Below are 775 nucleotides of genomic sequence, written 5' to 3' on the forward strand. Positions count from 1 at the left end.
CCGGCACGACGACCAACCCGGAACGACCTGGCAGCGAGGCCAGACCAACAGCCACGCCCACACACTCAGGACCCATCGTCAGCGACCCCCGACCGCCCAGCCCTGATCATCGGTGGATCGAGGCTAAAACTGACGGACGTCGTTGACAGTTCGGGTCTCTGATCTCTAGGAGACCTGCATGACAGAACGGGAACTGGAACGGCGAGCCAAGCACAAGCTCGCGGTGCTCAAACACGTCGAAGAAGTCAGTGGCAGCGTCTCGGCCACCTGCCGCTACTAGGGGCTGCTGCACTGATCTGTGACAGTCGGTCACGCGGCCTGGTCGGCCAGCGTGGTCATGATGGCTTCGTACTCGATGGGGGTCAATCGGCCGAGGCGGGCTTGTCGTCGTCGGCGGTGGTAGGTCCGTTCGATCCAGGTCACGATGGCGATACGGAGATCCTCGCGGCTGGTCCACTTCTGGCGGTCGAGGACGTTGCGTTGGAGCAGGCTGAAGAAGCTCTCCATGGCGGCGTTGTCACCGGCTGAGCCGACCTGGCCCATCGATCCGAGCATCTGGTGGCGCCATAGCGACTGCTGCAGCTTCCGGCTCCGGAATTGACCAGGTTCAACCGGTGGTTGCAACACCGGGTTGTTGGATTAACAGTAGATGCTCGTTGAACGCCTCGGCGGGTGTCTTCCATCCGAGGGTCTTGCGGGGCCGGGTGTTCAGGGCGTGAGCGACGGCTTCGATCTCCTCGGCCGACCAGCGCGACAGGTCGGTGCCTTTGGGGAA

2 pseudogenes are annotated in these 775 nt (G+C 63.1%); both read right to left on the minus strand.

The window, feature by feature from the left end:
* Positions 1 to 309 precede the first annotated feature (309 nt).
* Positions 310 to 600 (minus strand): annotated as a pseudogene (locus IRX98_RS22405) (integrase core domain-containing protein); the annotation flags it as partial.
* Between the two features lie 7 nt (positions 601 to 607).
* Positions 608 to 775: pseudogene (locus IRX98_RS22410) on the minus strand (IS30 family transposase); the annotation flags it as partial.

Origin of the sequence: Nocardioides lacusdianchii, from assembly GCF_020102855.1 — a bacterium.
Lineage (GTDB): Bacteria > Actinomycetota > Actinomycetes > Propionibacteriales > Nocardioidaceae > Nocardioides > Nocardioides lacusdianchii.